General features: G+C 60.2%; 11 protein-coding genes. 1 reads left to right on the top strand and 10 read right to left on the bottom strand.

The window, feature by feature from the left end; all coding sequences use genetic code 11:
* The 10 genes from istA to ACTQ0H_RS07790 all read right to left on the bottom strand — a co-directional run.
* Window positions 1-742: IS21 family transposase (istA, locus tag ACTQ0H_RS07835; RefSeq protein ID WP_441548034.1), on the bottom strand; the 742-nt coding region annotated here is incomplete at its 3' end.
* 143 nt (window positions 743-885) lie between these two features.
* On the bottom strand, window positions 886-1,272 hold the full coding sequence (locus ACTQ0H_RS07830) for an IS3 family transposase (RefSeq protein WP_441538793.1): 387 nt from the start codon (window positions 1,270-1,272) through the stop codon (window positions 886-888).
* Entirely contained in the window at window positions 1,200-1,691 is a 492-nt protein-coding gene (locus ACTQ0H_RS07825; protein WP_441538794.1) for a helix-turn-helix domain-containing protein, read from the bottom strand. Before ACTQ0H_RS07825 ends, ACTQ0H_RS07830 begins: the two co-directional genes overlap by 73 nt.
* 84 nt (window positions 1,692-1,775) lie before the next feature.
* Entirely contained in the window at window positions 1,776-2,849 is a 1,074-nt protein-coding gene (locus tag ACTQ0H_RS07820; RefSeq protein ID WP_441538796.1) for a type IV pilus twitching motility protein PilT, read from the bottom strand.
* Window positions 2,850-2,866: 17 nt separating this feature from the next.
* Window positions 2,867-3,367: a hypothetical protein gene (locus ACTQ0H_RS07815; protein WP_441548033.1), complete on the bottom strand. Its 501-nt coding sequence runs from the start codon at window positions 3,365-3,367 to the stop codon at window positions 2,867-2,869.
* Window positions 3,368-3,778, bottom strand: a complete 411-nt coding sequence (locus ACTQ0H_RS07810) for a hypothetical protein (RefSeq protein WP_441063266.1) — start codon at window positions 3,776-3,778, stop codon at window positions 3,368-3,370.
* Between the two features lies 1 nt (window position 3,779).
* Window positions 3,780-4,319: a DUF4860 domain-containing protein gene (locus ACTQ0H_RS07805; RefSeq protein WP_441063264.1), complete on the bottom strand. Its 540-nt coding sequence runs from the start codon at window positions 4,317-4,319 to the stop codon at window positions 3,780-3,782.
* Window positions 4,316-4,642 (bottom strand): hypothetical protein, encoded by a 327-nt coding sequence (locus ACTQ0H_RS07800; RefSeq protein WP_441548032.1) that lies wholly within the window; start codon window positions 4,640-4,642, stop codon window positions 4,316-4,318. Before ACTQ0H_RS07800 ends, ACTQ0H_RS07805 begins: the two co-directional genes overlap by 4 nt.
* 14 nt (window positions 4,643-4,656) lie before the next feature.
* Window positions 4,657-5,709, bottom strand: a complete 1,053-nt coding sequence (locus ACTQ0H_RS07795; RefSeq protein ID WP_441538798.1) for a type II secretion system F family protein — start codon at window positions 5,707-5,709, stop codon at window positions 4,657-4,659.
* A gap of 31 nt (window positions 5,710-5,740) precedes the next feature.
* A complete protein-coding gene (locus tag ACTQ0H_RS07790; protein ID WP_441538800.1) occupies window positions 5,741-6,673 on the bottom strand; it encodes a transglutaminase-like domain-containing protein in 933 nt (310 codons plus the stop codon).
* A gap of 268 nt (window positions 6,674-6,941) precedes the next feature.
* Here ACTQ0H_RS07790 and ACTQ0H_RS07785 point away from each other — a divergent pair, with 268 nt between their 5' ends.
* Window positions 6,942-21,437, top strand: coding sequence for an Ig-like domain-containing protein (locus ACTQ0H_RS07785; protein ID WP_441548031.1), 14,496 nt, complete (start codon window positions 6,942-6,944; stop codon window positions 21,435-21,437).
* The last annotated feature ends 10 nt before the right edge of the window (window positions 21,438-21,447 follow it).

Genomic DNA, 21,447 nt, shown 5'->3' with positions numbered 1-21,447 from the left:
GCAGGCGGTTCAGGAAGCGGTTGGCCGACTCGTCCTTGCCCTTGGTCTGCGGCGAGCGCGGCGCGCAGAGCCTGAGCTCGAAGCCGGCCTCCCGCGCGAACCGCCACGCCCCCTCCTGCCTGGTCCTCCTGCGGCCCGAGACGGTCACCAGGCACGACATGTTGTCCGTGATGCACTCCTCCGGGACGCCGCCGAGGCGGGTGAAGGTGGCGAGCAGGCAGGACAGCAGGTCGTCGAGCGTGCGGCTCCTGACCGGTATGAAGCGGTGCTTCCGGGAGTAGCCGAGCGTCGCGGTGAACACGCTGAACTCGAAGACCTCGCCCTCCGAGTCGACGAGCCTCATGCCCTCCTTCCAGTCGAACTGCAGCTGCCTGCCCGGGGGCGTCTCGAACCGCGGGTGCGGCTCGCGGCCGCCCGCGCCCCCGAAGGGCACGTCGCGGGCCCGGCACCAGGCGGTGAAGGCGCCGTACCCGGGCAGCCCCTCCCCGCGGCCCTCGCGCAGGAACGCGTAGACGGCCATCTTGGTCATCCCGGGCAGCTGGGCCTTCGAGCGGATCACCTCCTCGAGCGGGTCGAAGGCGCTGCCCCTCGCGGACCTGCCGTCGGCGGCGGACTCGCCCTCCCGCCAGTACTTGGCGACCGTGTGCCGGTCCATGCCGTGCCTCCTCGCGATCTCGCTGAAGTTCGGCTTCGCGCCGGACCCCCTGTAGACGTTCAGCTCTCCCATTACGTTTCGCTCCATATCCCGCTCCTCCCGGGTCGGATACCCGATCGGAGCATAGTTCCGTTAGCGCAGTTGGTGAAAGTACGTTAGCGGGGTCGGCGAAAGCGCGTTAGCGCATTCGGCGAGATGCGTTTGCGAAAGTGGTCAATTTTAGATTAGCGCTAACAGTAGGCCGTCTCGCGTCTGATCCCGCAGCGAATCCCCATCTCGCGCATCATCTTGAGCACGGTCTGGTTGGCTATCACGGCCCCCTCTTCCGCCCTGAGGCACATCGCTATCTGCCGGTGCCCGCAGCCGTTGGCGGTGCGCGAGAAGATCTCGGCGGCCGCCTCCCGGAGCTCGGGGCGCGTGGGCCTCGGCGGGTGCGCGAGGGCGTAGTAGTAGGTCGACCTCTTGAGCTCGGCGCATGCGAGCAGGTGCCCGAGTGCGTGCCCCTCGGCGCTCAGGGCCGCGACCGCTTCGGCCTTCGCCCTGGTCAGAGTCCGTCCCTCTCGACCAGGGCGCGTAATTTTTTTAGGTAGGCCACCCTGCCCTCGAGCCTGCGGCACCGCTCCTCGAGCTCCTCCTCGCAGGTCCGCGGCCTCGCCCTGGAACCGCTCGGCCGGCCCTTGGGCCTCGGGCGCAGGGCCTCCGCGCCGCCCCGGCGGTATAGCGCGCACCACTTCTTGAGCGGCGACATCGACATTATGCCGAACGCCGCCATCGCCTCGGTCTTCGTCATGCCGCCGTCGACGACGGCGGAGGCGGCGGCGACCTTCTGCTCGTATGTGTACCTGCCCTGCTTTCCGTCCATGCTCAGCAGCACCTCGCTCCCGAACGCGCGGTATATCTCCTGCCATCTTCTCACGGCTTCCGCGGGAAGCGAAAGGGCAATCGCGGCAGATTTATACCCGTGCCCGAGCTCGAAGAGCCCTATGGCCGCCTTCCTGGCCTCGATGTCGTGCTTCACCCTCAAGTCGACGCGCATAAAGAAAGCCTCCCATTTCTCATGTCCAAGAAATGGGAGGCAGTTCATGACTGGAGGCGGGCTGTCTGCCTGCGATGCGGGTCTCTACATGCCCTCTGCTGCGAAGCGGCGTGCGAGGGCTTCCTGATGGTTTGCGTGCTGCAGGGCGACGTCTTTGGCGACGACGCCCTGTTTGACGACGTTGAACAGGGCCTGGTCCATGGTCTGCATGCCATACGCGCCGCCCGCAGCAATGACGGAATCGATCTGGTGGGACTTCTCTTCGCGGATTAGGTTGCGGATGGCGGTGTTCATGAGCATGACCTCGAACACCGGCGTGACGCCGCCGTCGACGGTGGGCACCAAACGCTGGCTCACGATGGCCTGGAGCACCATGGAGAGCTGGATACGGATCTGGCGCTGCTGGTTGGGCGGGAAGGCGTCGAGGATGCGCTCGACGGTGTCGGCCGCGCTGGTGGTGTGGAGCGTCGAGAGCACGAGCTGTGCCATTTCGGCGGCGGAAACGGCGGTGCTGATGGTATCGGGGTCACGCATCTCGCCCAGCAGGATTACATCGGGGCTCTCGCGCATGGCGGAGCGCAGTGCCTCGGCATAGGTGGCGATATCCATGGGGATCTCGCGCTGCGTGATGATGCAGTTGCCGTGACGGTGCACGTACTCGATGGGGTCCTCCATGGTGATGATGTGGCCCGAGCGCGTGTGGTTCATACGGTCGAGGATGCAGGCGAGGGTGGTCGACTTGCCCGAACCGGCGGCGCCGGTGACAAGAACCATGCCGCGGTTGAGGTTTGCGAGGCTGAGAACCGTCTCGGGGATCTGCATCTCGCGGGCATCGGGTAGGCCAAAGGGGATGACACGGATCACGGCGCCGAAGGAGCCGCGCTGGCGGAAAATGTTCACACGGAACCGTCCCACGCCGGCCACGGAGAAACTGAAGTCATCGTCGTGGTTGACGTTGCCATGGAACAGCTCGAAATCGCGCTCGGCGATTCTGTAGATGGCACGCACGGCGGCCTCGGTGTCTGCCGGCTTGAGTGCGGGCGAGTCACTGCGCACGTGGATGCCGCTCTTGGAGTAGGACAGGGGCAGCCCGGCGATAATGAAGACGTCGGACGCCTTGGCGTCGATCATCTGCTGAAGCAGTTCATTGAGTTGCATGGAGCTTCTCCTTGTCGCTAGTTGGATGAGCCGTTGCCGGACCAGAGGCCCTGCTGCTCGGACTCGTGGGTACTGGTTACTTTCCATTGCGTGATGGAGTGGGTGAGGTTGTCGCTCACCGTGACACGTGCGTCGAGGCGGTGCCCGTCGCTATCGCTTACGGTGAGCACGATGTCGGCGTCCTGGGCGGAGATGTCGACGGTGAGGTTCTTGTCCTTGCAGGTCGCGACCGCATCGGCCGCGATACTGCTGCCGACCGCCTCGATGTCCGCAGCGGCGGTCGAGGCGTTGCCCGTCGCGCCCTTGAGGTGCTCGTCGATGCCAGCGAGCGCAGCCTGACCGCAGCTCTCGAGCTCATAGGTGCCCGTGACGGATGCCGACTGGCGGCGCGACATGGCGTCTGCCGCGTTTGATGTGGTCACGCAAAGCATCGCCAATACGGCGAGCAGAAGCACGGATATGAGTGTGAGCAGGCTGATCGGTCCTATACGGACGCTCTTTGCGTTTTGTGCCGCCATCTACCTCGCCTCGCTCACGTAGCGCTGGGTGTCGAGCTCGTAGGCCTTCCCCGCATCGTCCGAGACGGTGATGTGAGCGTGCCAGAGCGTGCCGGCCTCGCGCTTATCCTTGGTAACCTTGGTCTTCACGGTAAAGCCGTCGCTCGTGCCATTGGCGATGCCGAGTCCTGTGCTCTCGCCGCCTTCGACGGCGGCGGGGTCGGCCGAGAACTCCTCGGCCGCGTTCTCGGCGACCGAGACGGCGCGACAGAGGCGGGAAGACGAGGCCGCGGTCTGGGTCGAGGCGGCGAAGAGCTGCGTGAACACCGCCATCGAAGCGACCAGCACCGCGAGCAGCGCGAGCGCCTCGATGATATAGGCCGTCGTTGCGCGCATGCGCCCGGACGGCGCGGAGCCGTTGTTTGCTGCCATGCTACTCGGCCTCCTCAAGATAGCGGAGGGCGACCTCGCAGGTGCCTTGGTCGGTGGTGACGGAGAGAAGCCCGTGCGAATAGGAGAACGAGAACGTCTTGGACGCCGTGACCTCGCTCGCCTTCTGAGGCGTATAGGCCGTGCCCGCGGGGCTGTATTCCTGCACCACGTGACCGTGGTAGAGGTAGAGACGCGTCTCGAACGTGCCGGTGTCGAGTGTCTCGACGATCACGAGCGCACGACCCTCGGGACCCTCACTCGTGGCGATGGCGCCCTTGGCATCGTTTGCGCGCACGATGTTCGAGATGAGTTCGAGCCCCTCGCGCCGTGCGACATTTTGTTCCTGGATGCCGCTGATGTTGCGGTAGACGGTGACGCCGGCGATCAGTGCGCCCAGCAGTGCCACAAAGAAGACACCCAGAAGGAGGACGGGGAATGCTCCCTGCGCCCGCGTACGTTTCTCGCTGCGCGCCGTAATCTGCGGCAGCCGCGACAGCGCCTCTACGCGGGAGAGGTTGTGATCGATATCGTTTGTGCTCATCGCGGTGTCACCACCACACTGGGCATCACGTTGCCGGCAAACCACTCGTAGGACACGACGTAGTCGTCTTCGTTGATGGTGAGGCCGTACTTCTGCTCAAGGTATTCGAGCGACGAGGGATAGCTGCCCTCGATTGCACAGCATTGTTTGGCGGCCACGAGCACGGAATCGCGCAGCGCCACGGCGCCCTGCTCGCGCGCGTTGGCGCGCACGGCGGAGAAGATCCCAAACGCCGCTGTCGCCAGCGCCACCACGAGCGCCACGACCGCGATCCTGCGGTTTCGGCGGCGCCTGATGTCTTTATCTGTCAATTCGTGGAACATAGCAGGCCGTCCGGTTATGCGATAGAGCCCATGATGCCGATAAGCGGCAGCATGACGGCGATCAGCGTGGCGCCCACGGCCACGGTCAGGAAAGCGGCGAGCGCGGGCTCGACGCGGTCGACGACGGCGTCGATCTGGGCGGTGGCGTCGTCAAAGAACGTCTCGGCGAGCGAAGCCAACACATCGTCAGCCGATCCTGCGTGCATCCCGACGGTGAGCATGCGGGCGTAGATGGGCTCGAAGATTTCGTGTTCGCTGATGGCCTGGGCCATGCTGCGGGGGTTTTGGATGTCCGCCATAGACGCGCCCGCGGCCTCGAGCTTTTTCTTGAGTTCGGGGTGGTCGACAGTTGCGGTGGCGCGCTCCATGGCGACTTCGTCCTGCACGCCCGAGGCCACAAAAGCGGCGAGCGCGTTGGTGAAGTGCGAGAGCGCCAGCTGGTACATGGTGCGCTTGGTCACGGGAACCTTCTCGAGCAGCTTGACCACGCGAATGCGGCCACTCTCGGTATACGTGAGTACCGAGAGGCAAAGCGCCGCGGCGGCGGCGACGAGCACCACAACGAGCGCGACCCAGCCGATGATGGCCGAGGCGCTCACCATCGAGAACGAGCCCGAGGTGAGCGAACCCGAGAGGTTGGCGTAAGCGCTGCTGAACGTGGGCTGGATGAGGATCACGGTGAAGGCGAGGATGCACCCCATGATCACGAGCAGGGCCGTCGGGTAACCCACGGCGCTGCGGAGCTTTGCGAACGTACGATCCTCGCTGTCGTAGTAATGACCGAGGCTGCGGAGTGCACGCTCGGTGCGGCCTGAGACCTCGCCGATCTTCACCATCTCGATGGCATACGGCGGAAACGCCCCCGTACTCTCCATGGCACCGGCGAGACCCTCACCGGCGATGAGCTGGGTGTAGACCTTGTCGCAGACCGTTTTGAACGGCGATGCCTCGCGGTTCTCGACCAACATGTGCACGGCCTCGTCGACCTGGATGCCGGCCGCGAGCATGGTGGCCACGCTGTCGCAGAACGCGCTGATGGCGCTGCTTTCCAAGAGCTGATCGGCCATTTACTCTCCTGACGTTGCTAGATGGATGTTGTCAGTAAACATATCGGTCAGTATATTCCTTTCCGTCTCCCACGTTTTTATCGTCACCGCTCGCCGCGAAGGTGAGGTCCACGCGCGACCACGTTTTGGGCTCCACATCGAACGGCGCACTCTTCCACGTGCCATCGATATAGACCATGATCCAGGCGTGGTAAATACCGTCGGGCGAGACGTTGCCCGTGACGATTTTGGTGGGGATGCCGAGTGCTCGCAGCATAGCGGCACCCAGGCTCGCGTAGTCAAAGCAGACGCCCTTCTTGGTCTTGAGCGTCGAGTCGGGGTCGGGGATGTAGCCCGTGGCGTCTTTGAGCTGCGATGCCTTGGCGTCATCGTAGGAGATGTTCTCTACGATCCAGTTGCAAACGTCCTCGACGGCCTCGGCCTGCGTTTTTGCTTTCTTGGCGAGCTTGCGCGCTTGGGCGGTGGAGGCGCTTGCGTCGTCGAAGTCGCAGTAGATGTTGGGGCGGAGGAACGGTTCGAACTCGCTCGAGAGCTCGACGCTCGCTTGGGCGCTGAAAAGCTCCACGTAGTTTTCACCCGAGGTGTTCTGCATGATGCGAAAGCTGTATGGCCCGTCGCCCAGGCTCAGAGGGCACACAATGGGGGTGCCGTCCTGTGGAAGGTCGTAGATCATGGTGGCGTCGCCACAGGCGATCAGAAACTTGAGCCGGCTCGACGCCTGCGCGCTCGCACCCACGTAGCCGGATGCAACGGACGAGGTGTCGATGGCACATGTCCCCGAGGTTTCAGCGGCATTGGCGTCGAAGGTCGCCGTTGCCACGTGCTCGGGCATGCTGAACGCCGTGCCCGATACCTCATCTGAGATGGAGCCGCAGCCTGCAAGGTGGGTCGCGGCAAGGACCAGGGCAGCCGCGGCGAGGGCGACCTTCGTAAGGAAAGGGCTGTCGAAACTCAAGAACTTCATCGGTCTGAGTATAGCCCCTCCAGAGGGCTCATAACTGCAGCGCCAGACCGTTTGGGCGACAATCGGCGCCCGTCGCAACGATTGAATTAAGCGAGACTTAATGGTTCGTGAAAATGGGTTGATTTCGGTGCCGAATATGATGAAAACATCATGCGTATTCACTAATATTTCATTTGTATGATTCTGTCGGATTCTGCCTATTTGTCCTGAATAGGTGGTGAGCTCGAGTGGTCGTGCGGTTGGGGCCGAGCGACCAAAGGAGATACATATGCGCAAGCAAAGTTGGGTCGAGGAGGGCGGCGCGAGCAGGGGCAACGGGTCCTTCGTGCGCCATGCCAAGGTGTTTGGCATCAAGACGATGGCGACGGTCATGACGGCCAGCATGATACTGTCTGGTGTACCTGTCCAGGCTATCGCCGAGGGTATCCAGACGGATGACACATTTGTGGAGTCGAATGTCGAGTCTTCGCAGGGCGATACCGCCGCGACGGCAAATGATGCATCGTCTGGCCAGGCGTCTGACCAAGGCACCACGGAGAACAACTCCGCCGTACAGGACGATGCTGCCGATTCTGGTCAGAACACGCAGACCTCGCAGGCCGTCTCTCAGGACAAGGCGACCACGGCCGACATCGCCCTCGCACTCAACAACGCTTCGATTACCTATCAGGGTCAGGTCATTGCGCAGCCGTCCCAGAAGGTGACGGCTCCCGCGAGCGTCGATTTCAAGTTCTCCGTTACGGCCGATAACGGCTTTAAGCTGAACGAGGCCAAGCTCACGGTCGACGGTGTCGAGACCAAACTCAAGGCGGACGCGAACGGTGAGTACACCGTTCCCGCCGCCGAAGTGGCCAAATCCCCCAAGGTCACGCTCGAGACCGAGCAGGAGAAGCAAGCTGAGACGACCGAGGCCGCCACCCCGATCGAGCAGAACGCCACCGACACGAACGCCGTGGCTGTCCAGGCCGCGACGGATGCCGATTACACCGTCGAGGTCGGCGATAGCATCACGTTGAAGGCGACCGGTGCTTCGAATAGCGGTTGGTGGTCATTCTCGGACTGGAGTATCATCTCGCAAACGACTTCTGGCAACAAAGCGGAGCTAGCCACAAGGGGCGTTGGCCGCGTTACCGCCACCTATACATATCAGGATTCGCGGTGGCAGAACCAGACTAAAACTTTTGTCGTCGACATCATTGACCGTAAAGATGCGACCACTCCGGGTATTGAAGGACCTTCTTCTGTGGTCGTTGATAGTGAGTTCGAGCTGACCGAAACGAAGAATGCTTCCGAATGGGAATGGCATCTCATCGGGGACGGCGACTACACGGCGGCAAGAATAGACTCCGGTGCTGGGACGAAGAAAATCAAACTGACAGCTCTGTATCAGTTTGCGGGAGACGGCAAGGTCGTTACGGTTCAGTGCAAATATAAGGTTCCCGGTACGAACAACACGGTTTATTCGGACACGTTTAACGTCACGATCCGTAAGCGCCAGTGGAAGGTTGCGGACTGGACGTATGTAGATGGGACGTATAAGGCTATTCCGACGATTGTAGATGCCGAGACAAACGAGCCCGTCAAGGAATGGCAGACAGGTTTCCAGGTCACCTACTACATCAATGGTGAAGACAAGGGATGCAACCCCTGGAGCGGTGACTTCTCCGATCCGAACAAGACCTATGAAGTAAAAATCGCTCCCTTTGGCGATCAGGGCTGGAACAGTAAATATTCCGGTGAAGCGAAGACTTTCGACGATCCTGTGCCCGTTAAGGACAGGACTCCTATCGCGTCCGACAGCCCCAGCGATGTCGATTATGATGGCCAGGAGCATAAGTGGGCTCCGACCGTAACGGATAAGAATACGAAAGAGACCCTCGACGATACCGAGTACGACGTTATTTATAAGCGTGACGGCAAGGAGACTGGCGACTTTACGTCGCCCGGCAGGATTACCGTCGAAATCAAGGGCAAGCACCATCACGAGGGTGAGATCAAAAAGACGTACAGGATTCGTGAGAAGCAGATCAAACTTTCCGTCTCCGGTCCCGACACGGTCGAACAGTTCAACACCATCCAGCTGACCCCGACGTTGGAGCCTGCCCAGAAGGGCGGCACGTACACTTGGACGTCGAATAACGAGAATATCCTTACCGTCGACAAGAACGGTAAGGTCACTGGTGTCTCCGAGGGCAAGGCTACCGTTACCGTCATGTGGACGAGCGCGGATGGCAAGACCGTCCTGACTGCCGATCACGATGTGACGGTAACGCACACCACAAGTGGCGAGACGGACGCGATGTTTTTCTATCTCAACGACCCGTCCGGTCAGCTCGACTCCATCAACACGGGAAATTGGCAGAAGCTCGGAAAAGGCAAGATCAACCTGACTGGCTATAACAACTCGAATTTCCCCAAGGACAATGGCGCGACAAAAAAATACGATGCGCAAGCTCGCGTGACCAAGTGGCCCGGCGGCTCGACATCCTCGAAGCTAGACGTCAAGCGCGGGAGCAATGACTGGAATAAGATCGTCAAGATGTACCAATCGGTGATCAAGAGCCAGCTTCCGAACGTCGAAGTCAAGGATTCCGACATCGAGTCCATCGAGCTTCTTCCCTACAAGTTGACGCGCAATGACGACGGCTATCATGTCGACTGCCAGGTCGTCGTCAAGTGCAAGGGCCTCTACACCGTCAAGTACTGGGTCGATGACCCGACCGCCTCGGGCGAGGGCTATCAGCAGGTCGCGGTGACCACGACGGCTCGCGAGGGCGACTCCACCAACATTAGCGACTTCAACCAGAGCTACCCCGAGACCAAGACCGTCAACGGTGTCGAGTACACCTTCTCCGGCTGGTTCCTCGATGCAGCACTGACCAAGTCTGCGTCGCTGCCGTACGTTGTTCGTAACTCGAACCTTAATTTCTATGCGAAGTACGTTGCTGGTCGCATGGTCATGTATGACCTGCAGGGTGGTTCTTGGAAGAGCGGTGCCGGTACAACGTATAAGGTGAATGCCGGCAAGACACATACCGTTCTTACCGAGCCGAAGCGTGAGGGTTACGAGTTCGAAGGTTGGAAGGTTTCCGGCCTGGGTGACCAGATATCGGTCAATTCTGGCGACATGTTCACTATGCCTGACAACAACGTGACCATTACGGCGCAGTGGAAAAAGAAGAGTGCGACCGTCACGGTCAATTACCTGTGGGGTGACAAAGATTCTCACGAGTTGATCGAGAGCGATAAGCTGGCGGGCGATTATTCGTTCGATGACGTTATCGATGTTGCCGATGTTGCCAAGGATTTTGGTGGCTATACCATCAAGCCGAGCAAGAGCACCAAGCGCGTACTCGATGCGGGCGAGAACGTCATCAATATTTACTACTACAAGAATGTGACGTTGACGGCGAAGTCTGCCAGCAAGACGTACAACGGTGAACAGCAGGCGCTTGAGGGGTATACCACAAGCGAGGGTGCGGCGAAGTTTGACGACATCACAGCCAAGGGCTCCGGTACAAATGCCGGTGAGTACAAAGTCGCCTTTAACGAGGGCGCTCAGGGCGCGGTGTCCAAGGACGCTAAATATATAGTGTCCGAGACGGTTTCTGGCAAACTGACGATTACTCCGGTGACTGACAAGGTCACGATTACGGTCAAGGGTCACAAGGGCGGCAAGAAGTACAACGGCGAAGAGCAGACTGTCGAGGGATATGACATCGACGCCTCCACGTCGCCGGCCGGTGTGGTTAAATCTGATGTGAAGTACAGCGGAACGGCATCTGTCTCCAAAACCGATGCCGGCAAGTACGCCATGGGTCTGAAGGACACCCAGTTCTCGCTTTCCGGTGATGCCGCCAAGAACTACACCAATGTCAAGTTCGAGGTCGTCGACGGCGAGCTCAACATTGCTCGGAAAGACGTGACGCTTAAATCCGACGATCTCTCTAAGGGGTACGACGGCACGGCGCTCACAAACAATGGAGCCGCACTTAAAACTGAGGAAGGTTTTGTTAAGGGTGAGGGCGCAACCTACGCCTTCTCTGGTTCCCAGACCACGGTGGGTTCCAGCGCCAATGCCTTCACCTATGCGCTAAACAGCAACACCAAGGCCGAGAACTACAACATTACTAAGACCGAGGGCAAGCTTGAGGTTACCGATCGTTCCCAGAAGTACGAGATTACGGTTACCGCCAACTCTGACACTCAGACGTATACCGGCACCGAGCATTCTGTTTCAGGTTTGTCCGGCACCACCTTCACCAACGATAAGGGCGTTACCTACATCGTTGAAGGTCTGAGTGCAAGCGTATCCGGCACCGATGCGGGCGAGTACACCAATAAGGTGTCCGGCAATGCCGTGGTGAAGGATGCCCAGGGCAACGACGTCACTTCTCAGTTCAACGTGAAGACAGTTGACGGTAAGCTTACCATTAACAAGCGCGAAGTGACCATTAAGCCCAAGGATGTCTCCAAGGTCTACGACGGCAACGCTCTTGTCGCAAAGGATTGGGTGGTCGCAGAGGGTTCCTTCGTCGACGGTCAGAGTATTGCCAACCCCAAGTACACGGGCTTCCAGACCGCTCCCGGCACTAGCGAGAGCGGAATCTCCGAGTGGGGTTACAAGGACGGCACCAACTCCAACAACTATGACATCAAGTCAGCGCCAGGTACCCTTAACGTGACTTCTCGCGGTGCGACCCAGACCATCACGGTCGAGGCCAACTCCGCTGATGCCAGCTACGACGGCAACGAGCACTCTGCTAAGGGTCTCAAGACCAATGAGTTCGAGGTCGACGGCAAGAAGTACACCGTCTCTGGCCTTGAAACTTCTAGCCCGGCCAAGACTGACGTCGGTACTTATGCTAACAACATCACCGGCACCGCCAAGGTGACCGATGCCCAGGGCAACGACGTGACGAGCGAGTTCGAGGTCAAGACCAAGAACGGTACGCTCACCATTGCCAAGGCCGATGTGACCATTGCACCCAAGGACGCTTCCAAGCCCTATGACGGCCAGCCGCTCACTGCGACCGACTTCACCGCCACTGGTTTTATCGGCGACGACACGGTGGCCAACGTTGTCTATGGCGGCTCCCAGACCGAGGCCGGCACGAGCGCTAGCTCCATTACGAGCTATGAGGCCGCCAAGGGTACCAACCTCGACAACTACAACATTACTAAGGGGAGCGGCGCCCTCGAGGTGACCGCCTCTCAGAAGGCCGTTGTCGTTCAGGTCAAGGGCAATATCGACACCGAGAAGTACGACGGCACTGAGAAGAACGCCTCTGGCTTCACCGTTACAGACGTGACCGTCGATGGCCAGGAGTCCACGCTCTACGGCGCGGTCGCTGGCACGGACTTTACCTTCAACGGCACCGCTACCGCGGCCCGCACGGATGCTGGCACCACGTACATGGGCCTCACGGCGGATCAGTTCGCTAACGTTAACAAGAACTTCTCCAACGTTACCTTTGAGGTTGTCAAAGACGGTTCTATGACCGTTACCCCGCGTGAGGTCACCCTGACTTCCGCTAACGATGAGAAGCCCTACGACGGCACCGCGCTCACCAACAGCAACGTTACCGTCTCTGGTGACGGCTTTGCGCCGGGCCAGGGGTTCACGGCTCATGTGACCGGTTCCCAGACCAACGCCGGTTCGAGCGACAACACCTTTACCTACGAACTTACCGAGGGAACGAACGCTGACAACTATCAGATAACGACCTCCAACGGAACTCTGACCGTTAAGCCCATCAGCGATCCGATCACGGTGACCATTGTTGGTAAGACCGCGACCGGTACCTACAACGGCAAAGAGTACAAGGCCGAGGGCTACACTTTTAACTCCACTAACGACCTCTTCACCAAGGACAAGGTGACCTTCTCCGGTACCGCAGAGGCCGCTCGCACCGATGCTGGTAAGACCGTCATGGGGCTTACCGCCGCGCAGTTTACCAACGATGACGCTACGAACTTCACCAATGTCACCTTTGTCGTGACTGACGGCTACGTTGACATTTCCAAGGCTGAGGTGACCTTGAAGTCCGACAATCTCACCAAGTCCTACGACGGAACGGCGCTTGTCAACGGCGAGACTGCGCTTGCGACCGAGTCCGGCTTCGCCGAGGGCGAGGGCGCGACCTATAAGTTCACCGGCTCCCAGATCGTTGTCGGCTCGAGCTCCAACGCCTTTAGCTACACGCTGAACGACAACACCAAGGTTGATAACTACAACATCACCACCATCCCTGGCACGTTGACCGTCACCAACCGTGACGCCAAGTACCAGATCACGGTCAAGGCAAACTCTGGCAAGGCTACCTATGACGGCAAGCAGCACTCCGCCACTGGTATCGAGAGCACCGAGTTCACGGTCGACGGCAACAAGTACACGGTTTCCGGCCTCACCACCGAGGACCCGACTCAGACCAACGCTGGCACCTACTCCAACAACATCACCGGCACCGCCGTGGTGAAGGATGCCAAGGGTAATGACGTGTCGAGCGAGTTCGAGGTCACGACTGAGAACGGCTCTCTCGTCATCAATAAAGCCACCGTCACCATGAAGTCTGCCTCTGATAAGTGGACCTACGATGGCAACGAGCACACCAAACAAGAGATGGAGCGTGTGACCGGCTTTGCCGAGGGCGAGGGCGCAACCTTTACCTACACCGGTGCCATCACCAACGTTGGCGAGGCGAAGAACACCTATACCTACACGCTTAACGCCAATACGAGCGTAGACAACTACATTTTCTCTGAGCCTGAGTACGGCACCCTGACGGTGAACCCGGTTACCGATAAGGTCACCGTCACCATCAAGGGCAAGCAGGACACTAAGACCTACAACGGCTCCACGCAGTTCGTGACTGGCTATGACTTCTCTGCCGATAACGGCCTTTACGCTCAAAGCAACCTTAAGTTCACGGGCGATGCGACTGCTAAGGGTATCGCTGTTGGCAGCTACAATATGAACCTTGCCAAGGAGCAGTTCTCCAACACCAATGAGAACTTCTCCAACGTCGAGTTCGTGGTTGAGGACGGCTGGCTCAAGATTGAGGGTGGCGAAATCGACCAGGGTGGTGTTGTGTGGGACACTCACGATAACCAGAAGGTCTACGACGGCACGCCGCTTGCCGCCTGCGCCGTGACCGCGACCGATAAGCATGGCAATGCCCTGAATGTCGAATACAGCATTGATGGCAAAACATGGACGAGCGATCCGTCCCAGATCACGATTACCCACTTTGGTTACCAGGCCGTGCAGCTGCGCGCCACTGGCTCCAACTATGCAGAGGGCCAGTACGCCACCAGCTTCGAGGGCATCGCGATCACCAAGCGTCTTGTGACGCTGACTTCCGAGGGCGGCAACAAGCCGTATGACGGAACTCCGCTTACCAACGGCACCGTCACCGCAACCGCCAAGGGTGAAGGTGTTGGCTTTATCGACGGCGAGGGCGTTTCCTTTAACGTTACTGGTTCCCAGACCGAGAAGGGCGAAAGCGATAACACCTTCGACTATACCTTCAACGAAGGTACCAGCGAGGCCGACTACTGGGTTACCACCAAGTGCGGCAAACTCATTGTGACCGCTGACGAGAACGAGGTCGTCGTCACTATTGCCGAGAACAGCGGCAACGTTGAGTACGATGGCACCGAGAAGTCTGTCTCTGGCTATGAATTCTCGGCATCTAATGAGTTGTACAAGAAATCCGACTTCACCTTTAGCGGCAACGACACTGTCAAGGGTACAAACGTCGGCACCTACGACATGGAGCTCAAGCCTAGCGACTTCAGCAACAACAACCAGAACTTCTCCAAGGTTACGTTCGAGGTTGTCGATGGCCAGCTGAACATCACGCCCAAGGATATCAAGACTGGCGTGAACATGACAGTGGAGGCTCCTGCGAACGTCACGTACAACGGCCAGCCTCAGCAGGAGGAGCCCGTCGTTAAGGACGGGGATAAGACTCTGGCGAAGAACGTTGACTACACGCTTTCTTACAGTAAGGACGCTACTAACGTCGGCACCGTTACCGTTACCGTTACCGGTAAGGGCAATTACTCCGGCAGCGCCGACGTGAAATACCAGATTCTCAAGCGCTCTGTGGTTCTCGAAAGTGCGACAGACTCCAAGCCTTACGACGGCACCGCTCTTACCAGGCCTAATGTCACCGTGGAAGGCGACGGCTTTGTCGACGGCGAAGTCACCAACGTTCGCGCTACCGGCTCCGTGACCACGGTTGCCGAGGGCGAGGTTACCAACACCATTGATTACGACACCAACGCCAACTTCAAGAAGGGTAACTACAGCATCACCAAGAAGGAGGGCAAGCTCTCCATCACTTCACTCTCTGCAGAGGACGGCCTTACCATCAAGCCCAAGAACGCCGAGTACACCTACGATGCCGACTCGCATACTGCCGGCAAGGCCTCGGCGAGTGCCTCTGTCAACGGCATCAAGGTGAATCTCGAGTACCGCGTCAAGGGCAGCGCCGACAGCGAATGGCGCGCCGATCCGTCACAGATCACGGCGATTAACGCCGGTACGTTGACGGTCGAGGTTCGTGCTTCTGCCGATAACTACAGTGGATACCAGTACGCTGAGCAGACGCTCACCATCAACAAGCGCGATGTCGAGCTGACCTCTGCCAGCGCTTCTAAGGTCTACGACGGCACGGCGCTCACCAAAGACTGGGTCGACATGGGTGCCAACCGCAAGGGTACCGGCTTTATCGGGACCGATCTTGCCGGCGACGGCCAGGTCCACGCGACCGGCTCCCAGACCGAGGTCGGCAGCTCCGACAACACCATTTCTTACCAGCTCAAGAAAGGTAAAGAGAACAACTACAACATCATGGACAACAAGCTCGGCACCCTTGAGGTGACGGCACAGTCCATCGTGCCCGATCCGGAGAACCCGGATAGCTACAAGGGCAACACCATCAGCGACCCGTCCGACCACGTCTACGACGGCAAGGCACACAAGTGGACCCCGACGGTCAGGGATGCCGAGGGCAACGAACTCACCGAGGGCACCGACTACACGGTCTCCTACGACACCGATGACTTCACAAACGCGAAGACCATCAAGGTGACCATCGCCGGCGCCGGCAACTATACCGGTACCGTCACCAAGAAATACAAGATCACGCCTGCCCCGCTCACGGTGAACGCCAAGAGCGGCAGCAAGGTCTACGACGGCACGCCGCTCATCGCGGGTGGCACCATCGAGGGTCTCGTGGACGGCGAGACTGCGACCGCCCAGACCGAGGGCTCCCAGACCGAGGTCGGCAGCTCCGACAACAAGGTCGCGGGTATCGAGTGGGGTACCGCCGATGAGGGCAACTACAGGGTTGTCACCAAGAACGACGGCACCCTGACGGTTATCGCCAAGAGCATCGTCCCCGACCCAGGCGACGAGAACAACAAGATGACCGTGGGCACGCTCGGGGACCTCGTCTACAACGGTAAGGGCCAGGAGCAGAAGCCCGAGGTCAGGGACGGCGAGAAGGCGCTCGCCGAGGGCACCGACTACACGGTCTCCTTCTCCGAGGACACCAAGAACGTCGGCACCGTGACCGTTACCGTCACCGGCAAGGGCAACTACGCTGGCACCGTCGAGCGCACCTATAGGATCACGCCCGCGACGCTTACCGTGAACACGCCCAGCGACTCCAAGGTCTACGACGGCAAGGCGCTCAGGGCCGAGGGCTCCATTACGGGCTTCGTCAACGGCGAGGCCGCTGACTTTAGGACGACGGGTTCCCAGACCAAGGTCGGCTCCAGCACCAACACCTATAGCATCGACTGGGCCGCGAAGGAGAGCACCGCCAAGAAGTCCAACTACACTGTCTCCGAGAACCTCGGCACGCTCACCGTCACCGAGACCGCCGACGAGATCGTGGCGACCCCCGGCAGCTACAAGGGCGTCTATGATGGGCAGGCGCATGGCGTCGACGTGACTGTTACCGGCCTGCCCGAGGGCTATTCGGTCAAGGCCGCCACCTCAAGTGCCACGGTAACCGACGTGAACGAGGGCAAGCCTGTCGCCGCTAAGGTCGATGACCTCGTGATCGTCAACGCCCAGGGCGAGGATGTCACAAACAACCTCAAGATCACCAAGGGCAAGGGCTCCATCGAGATTACCCCCGCTACCCTGACCGTGACTACGCCGAGCGCGAGCAAGGCGTATGACGGCACAGCGCTGACCGCCGAGGGCAAGGTTTCCGGCTTCGTCAACGGCGAGACCGCGGCCTTCACCACGACGGGCTCCCAGACCAAGGTCGGCAAGAGTTCCAACGGCTACACGCTCGATTGGAACGACACCGCCAAGAAGTCCAACTACAAGGTCGAGGAGAGCCTGGGTACCCTGAAGGTCACTAAGAACATGACCGCGGTCATGGTGATCCCGCAGGGCGGTACCAAGACCTACGATGGCGAGGCGCTCAAGAGCGCTGGCGTGACCACCTATGGCCTGCCCTCCGGATATACGCTCGAGGCCAAGACCAAGGGCTCCGTCACCAACGTTGGGAGCGCTATCGCCGAGGTCGGCACCTACTCCATCAAGGACGCCAAGGGTGACGATGTGACCGACCAGTTTGGCAACGTCTTTACTGGCAAGGCGGCCCTCGAGGTCACCAAGCGTCCCGTGACCGTTACCTCCGCCACCGCGAACAAGACCTACGACGGCACCGCGCTCACCAAGCACGAGGCCACCGTGACCGCCGGCTCGCTCGTCAAGGGTGAGAGCTTCACCTACGACTTCACCGGCGAGCAGACCACCGTGGGCAGTACTTCCAACGCTTACACCGTCAACGCCGGTAAGGGCACGAGCCTGGACAACTACAAGATCACCAAGAATGACGGCACGCTCACCGTCACTGCCAAGAGCATCATCCCCAACCCGGACGACGAGGACAACATCATGTCCGTCGACGCACCCGAGGACGTCAAGTACGACGGCCAGGCCCACAAGTGGACGCCTACCGTCAAGGACGGCGATAAGACACTTGCCGAGGGCACCGACTACACCGTTGCCTACAGCAAGGACGACTTCACCAACGTTACGGGCATCATCACCGTGACCATTACCGGCACCGGCAACTACGCCGGCACCGTCGAGCGCACCTACGAGATCACCAAGCGCTCCGTCAAGCTGACCGGCGTCAAGAACGACAGCAAGGTCTACGACGGCACGCCGCTCGAGGCGAAGGATGTCACCGTGAGCGGCGACGGCTTTGTCGAGGGCGAGGTCTCCGGTATCAAGGCAATCGGTTCTGTGACCAACGTCACGGCCGCGCCCGTTGACAACCCAATCACCTTCACCAAGGGCGACGGCTTCAAGGCGAGCAACTACAGCATTGCGACTGACCCGGGTACCCTCGAGATCACGACCCGCTCCATCGACGACGCCGACTACGGCATGAGCGTCGATTCGCCTAAGGACGTCGAGTACGACGGCCATGCCCATAAGTGGACGCCTATCGTCAAGGACGGCGACAAGATGCTCGTTGAGGGCGTGGACTACACCGTCACCTATGACAAGGACGACTTCATCAACGTGACCGGCACCATCACGGTGACTATTACCGGCACTGGCAACTACTCCGGTACCGTCACGCGCACCTACCAGGTCACGCCTGCCAAGCTCACGGTCGAGACCGAGGGCGCGAGCAAGGTCTATGACGGCGAGTCGCTGACGCACGACGCCGCAACCATCAAGGGGCTGAAGAACGGCGAGACTGCGGCTGTCCACGCCACAGGCACCCAGACCGAGGTTGGCGAGAGCGACAACGGCTACGAGCTCACCTGGGACGGTTCCGCCGACGAGGGCAACTACACCATCGCGGGTGCCACGCTCGGCAAGCTCGTCGTGACAGAGTCTGCGGACGAGATTGTGGTCTCCCCGAAGAACGTCGAGACCACCTATGACGGCAACGCGCATGGCACCACCGTCCAGGTCACCGGCCTGCCCAAGGGCTATACCGTCAAGAAGGCCGAGTCCAAGGCCACGGGGACCAATGTTGCCGACGGCGAGGTCAAGGCCACGGTCGACGAGCTCGTTATCGTGAACGCACAGGGCAAGGACGTTACGTCCAAGCTCAACATCAAGCGCGGCACCGCGACGATCAAGATCAATCCCGCCCCGCTGACGGTTACGACCGACGGCGGCGAGAAGGAGTACGACGGCACGGCACTGACCGCCAACGGCATCAAGGTCGAGGGCCTCAAGGGCAAGGACTCCGTCTCTGCCAAGACCACCGGCAGCCGCACCAAGGTCGGCTCCTCTAACAACACCTACGAGATCAACTGGAAGGACACCAAGAAATCCAACTACAAGGTGACCGATGTCCTCGGTACGCTCAAGGTCACGCCGTCTACCAAGGCCGTGACGCTTACGAGCGGCTCTGCATCGCATGCCTACAGCGGCCATGCCCTGACGAGCGATGAGATTAAGGCCGAGGGCCTGCCCGAGGGCTTTACGGTCAAGGCCAAGATGGACGGTACTCAGACCGACGCCGGCTCTTCCGAGAACACGGTCAAGAGCTACAAGATCCTCGACGCCAAGGGCGATGACGTGACCGACATGTTCGGGAATGTCACCGTCAAGACTGGCACGCTCACGGTTAGCCCGAAGAAGATCACGGTTGAGACCGGGGGCGCCACCAAGGTATACGACGGCGAGGAGCTCACGAACAAGAACGGTGCCATTCACGGCCTGGTCTCTGGCGAGCACGCCGATGTCGTGACCAACGGCACGCAGACCAACGTCGGCTCCAGCGACAACGGCTACACCATCGCCTGGGGTGCCGCCAAGGAAGGCAACTACACGATTGCTTCCGATACGCTCGGCAAGCTCATCGTCACGCCTCAGTCCGTGAACCCGAACGACCCGTCGTACCACAAGCTCCAGGTGAGCAATCCTGCGGACCTGACCTATGACGGCCAGACCCATAAGTGGGCTCCCGAGGTAAAGGACTACACCGGTACCGAGCTCAAGGAGGGTGTGGACTACACGCTCACCTACGACACCGATGACTTTATCAACGCCGGTTCTATTACGGTGACGGTTGTCGGCAAGGGCAACTACACCGGCACGGTCTCGAGGACCTACCGCATTAAGCCGGCACCGGTCTTCATCAAGACCGAGAGCGCCGCGCGCGTCTACAACGGCAAGGCCCTGACGGCTGGCGGTGCTATCACCGGCCTCGTCAACGGCGAGACGGTCGACTTCCGTGTTACCGGCAGCCAGACCAAGGTCGGCCATTCGGCGAACACCTATAAGCTCGCTTGGACCGGCACGGCCCGTGAGGCGAACTACACCGTTGACTCCATCGAGACCGGCACGCTGACGGTGACTGAGTCCGAGGACACTGTGGTGGTCACCACGACGGGTGGCATCTTTACCTACGATGGCAATGCGCACGGCGCGACGGTTGCCGTGTCGCAGCTGCCCGAGGGCTACACCGTTGACGGCACGCCCAGCTCGGACGCAACCGCTACGGATGCGAACGGCGAGGGCGTCAAGGCTACGGTGGACCACCTGGTGATCCGTAACGCCGAGGGCGAGGACGTGACGTCCAAGCTCAACATCAAGAAGATTGACGGAACCATCAAGGTTCTGCCTGCCGAGCTGACGGTTACGACCGACTCCGCCACCAAGGTGTACGACGGCACGGCGCTGACTGCCGGCGCCGCCGAGCTCGACCTGATGGGCGATGAGGAGGCAACGCTTGAGGCTATCGGCAAGCAGACCCAGGTGGGCTCCTCCAGCAACGGTTACAAGCTGACGTTCGACAAGACGGCCAAGGCCAAGAACTACAAGGTTGTCTCCGAGAACCTCGGCACGCTTACCGTGACCAAGCAGTCTATCGTTCCGTCCGAACCCGGTACGCCGAGCGATAACTACAAGGGCGTTACGGTCGATGATCCCAAGGATGCCGTCTACGATGGCGTCGAGCATAAGTGGACGCCCGTTGTGAAGGACGCCGAAGGCAAGACACTCGTTGAGGGTGCTGACTACATGGTCTCCTACGACACCGATGACTTTATCGATGTCGCGACGATCAACGTGACCATCACCGGCAAGGGTAACTACGCCGGAACGATTGCCAAGAGCTATCGCATCACCAAGGCCCCGCTGCATGTTGTGACGGGCAGCGCTACCAAGGTCTACGACGGCCAGGCGCTTACAAGCGCAACGGTCACGATCGACGGCCTGGCTAAGCGCGATCGCATTGGCATCGCCGTCACTGGCAAGCAGACTAACGTCGGTAGTTCGCAGAACACCTACACCATCGACTGGATGCAGACGAGCGCGGATAACTACGAGCTGACCGATGAGCTCGGTACGCTGACGGTTGCCGCCGCGCCTGCAAGGCCGACCACCCCGACCACTCCGACCACCCCGTCGACGCCCGCCAACCCGACGACGCCGTCGACGCCCGCGGTTCCCAACCTGACGCCTAACAGCTCGGACAGTGGCTCCACCACGACGACCACGGCGCCCAAGGGCGACGACTCCTCGGCCAGCAACGATCGGGAGCAGAAGGAAGAGAAGATTTTCGACGCCAAGAACCCGCTGGGTAAGTTCGACGGCAAGAAGGACACCTGCTGGGTCCACTGGTACATGATCATCTGCGCAGTCGCAACTGCGGCATACGGCCTGTTTGTTGGCCTGCGTCGCGACAAGCACGGCCGTCGCCTGCAAAACGACCTGGATAAGGTCCTTGGTAACGACGACGAGACTCAGGAATAAAGGGAGGTTA

The organism is Collinsella sp. LCP21S3_A3 (assembly GCF_052118905.1).
In the GTDB taxonomy this organism is placed as follows: Bacteria; Actinomycetota; Coriobacteriia; order Coriobacteriales; family Coriobacteriaceae; genus Collinsella.
The sequence above is the reverse complement of the archived record's forward strand: the minus strand, read 5'-3'. Positions and strand labels throughout refer to the sequence as shown.

Excerpts from the sequence above, each read along its gene's own strand:
- ACTQ0H_RS07825 (WP_441538794.1), bottom strand. The coding sequence starts at position 1,691 with ATGCGCGTCGACTTGAGGGTGAAGCACGACATCGAGGCCAGGAAGGCG.
- ACTQ0H_RS07820 (WP_441538796.1), bottom strand. The coding sequence starts at position 2,849 with ATGCAACTCAATGAACTGCTTCAGCAGATGATCGACGCCAAGGCGTCC.
- ACTQ0H_RS07815 (WP_441548033.1), bottom strand. The coding sequence starts at position 3,367 with ATGGCGGCACAAAACGCAAAGAGCGTCCGTATAGGACCGATCAGCCTG.
- ACTQ0H_RS07810 (WP_441063266.1), bottom strand. The coding sequence starts at position 3,778 with ATGGCAGCAAACAACGGCTCCGCGCCGTCCGGGCGCATGCGCGCAACG.
- ACTQ0H_RS07805 (WP_441063264.1), bottom strand. The coding sequence starts at position 4,319 with ATGAGCACAAACGATATCGATCACAACCTCTCCCGCGTAGAGGCGCTG.
- ACTQ0H_RS07800 (WP_441548032.1), bottom strand. The coding sequence starts at position 4,642 with ATGTTCCACGAATTGACAGATAAAGACATCAGGCGCCGCCGAAACCGC.
- ACTQ0H_RS07795 (WP_441538798.1), bottom strand. The coding sequence starts at position 5,709 with ATGGCCGATCAGCTCTTGGAAAGCAGCGCCATCAGCGCGTTCTGCGAC.
- ACTQ0H_RS07790 (WP_441538800.1), bottom strand. The coding sequence starts at position 6,673 with ATGAAGTTCTTGAGTTTCGACAGCCCTTTCCTTACGAAGGTCGCCCTC.
- ACTQ0H_RS07785 (WP_441548031.1), top strand. The coding sequence starts at position 6,942 with ATGCGCAAGCAAAGTTGGGTCGAGGAGGGCGGCGCGAGCAGGGGCAAC.